The sequence below is a fragment of the Microbacterium sp. 5K110 genome (assembly GCF_005774735.1).
In the GTDB taxonomy this organism is placed as follows: domain Bacteria; phylum Actinomycetota; class Actinomycetes; order Actinomycetales; family Microbacteriaceae; genus Microbacterium.
In genome coordinates this window covers 1-1832 of sequence record NZ_VBUM01000162.1, presented here as the reverse complement: position 1 = coordinate 1832, position 1832 = coordinate 1, and the positions used below count along the sequence as shown (strand labels likewise).

Here is a 1832-nt window from a genome sequence, read left to right as displayed (position 1 = left end):
GAATCCGTGGGGGCGGGCTCGGCCGGACGGGAGGCACGCTCCTGCGGAGCCGCCTCTGCCGGCCCGGAGGCGCCGGGCTCGAACGCGTCGGCCGTGGGCGCGGTGTCGAACGGATGCGCGTCGGAGACACCCGGCGGCTCGTCGTCGAACGGCGGCGGGGCATCGTCGTCGCCGAAAGGAGGCGGGGCATCGTCGTCGGACGGAGTGTCGACGGATGCCGTCGACCGCCCGGGCGCGCGATCTCGGGGCGGAGCACCCGCGGGGGACGCCGCCGCCGGGGCGGGCGCCTCGGATGCCGGCGCCGGAGATGACGACCCGGCTGAGGCCGACGCGGCACCGTCGGGAGCGGTGGACGACGTGGGCTGGGCCGTACCCGGTGAAGCGACGGCGGGCGCGGCGACGCGGGGAGCGGCGGGCGCGACGACACCCGGCGAGGCGATTCCGGGAGAGGCGACCCCGGGAGACGCGACCGTTGGCGAAGCGACGGTCGGCGAGGCGACCCCGGCGGGCGCGACGACACCCGGCGCCGCGACGCGCGGTGCAGCCGGCGCCGCAACGGCGGGCGCCGTTGCGGGCGGAGCCACGCGGGCGGCCGGGGCCTCACGGTTCGGGGCGGGAGGCGCGGCGGACGCAGCCGCCTGCTCGGTGCCGTGCGCGGCCGCCGCGGCGGGTGAGCCCCCCTGCGAGACCCCCGCGTGGGTGAGGACCCGGGCGACGAGGAGCTCGAGTTGCAGACGAGGAGACGTGGCACCGGTCATCTCGTCGAGGGCCGCGACGACGAGGTCCGCCGTCCGCGACAGTCGCGCGACACCGAAAGCGGTGGCCTGGCGGGCCATGCGTTCGAGTTCGTCGTCGGGCACTCCGCGTAGCACCGCCGAGGCTCCCGCTCCCGTCGCAGCGACGACGATGAGGTCGCGCAGACGCTCGAGCAGATCGTCGACGAAACGCCGCGGATCCTGACCCGTCTGCACGACACGGTCGATCGCGGTGAACGCCCCCGCGCCGTCGTGAGCGGCAAAAGCGTCGACGACCTCGTCGAGCAGTTCGGAGTGCGTGTAGCCGAGGAGTGCGACGGCCCGCTCGTAGTTCACGAGCACCCGGCCCTCGGCATCCCGATCGGATCCGGCAATGAGCTGATCGAGCAACGAGAGGGTGTCACGCGGTGACCCGCCGCCGGCGCGCACGACGAGCGGAAGCACGCCCGCCTCGACCGCGACGCCCTCGGTCTCGCACAGTTCTTGGACGTACTCGAGCATCGCCGCCGGCGGCACGAGACGGAAGGGATAGTGGTGCGTCCGCGAGCGGATCGTGCCCAGCACCTTCTCGGGCTCGGTCGTGGCGAAGATGAACTTCACGTGCGCAGGAGGCTCTTCGACGAGCTTGAGCAGGGCGTTGAAGCCCTGCTGGGTCACCATGTGCGCCTCATCGAGGATGAAGATCTTGAAGCGGTCGCGCGCCGGCGCGAAGATCGCGCGTTCGCGCAGGTCGCGCGCGTCGTCGACACCGTTGTGGCTCGCCGCGTCGATCTCGACGACGTCGAGCGAACCGCCACCGCCGCGACCCAGCTCGACGCAGCTGTCGCACTTCCCGCACGGGGTGTCGGTGGGGCCTTCGGCGCAGTTCAAGCAGCGCGCGAGGATACGGGCAGAAGTCGTCTTGCCGCAGCCGCGCGGACCCGAGAAGAGGTAGGCGTGCCCCACCCGGTCACTGCGCAGGGCGGTCATCAGCGGCTCGGTCACTTGCGACTGCCCGATCATCTCGCCAAACGCCTGAGGGCGGTATCGGCGGTACAGGGCTGTCGTCACTCCTCCAGCCTACGGCGTGCCACCGAC

General features: G+C 73.1%; 1 protein-coding gene. It reads right to left on the bottom strand.

Annotated features, from left to right (window positions below; all coding sequences use genetic code 11):
- The coding region (locus FE256_RS17850; RefSeq protein WP_138178323.1) for a DNA polymerase III subunit gamma and tau at positions 1-1805 on the bottom strand (1805 nt) is incomplete at its 3' end.
- Positions 1806-1832 lie beyond the last annotated feature (27 nt).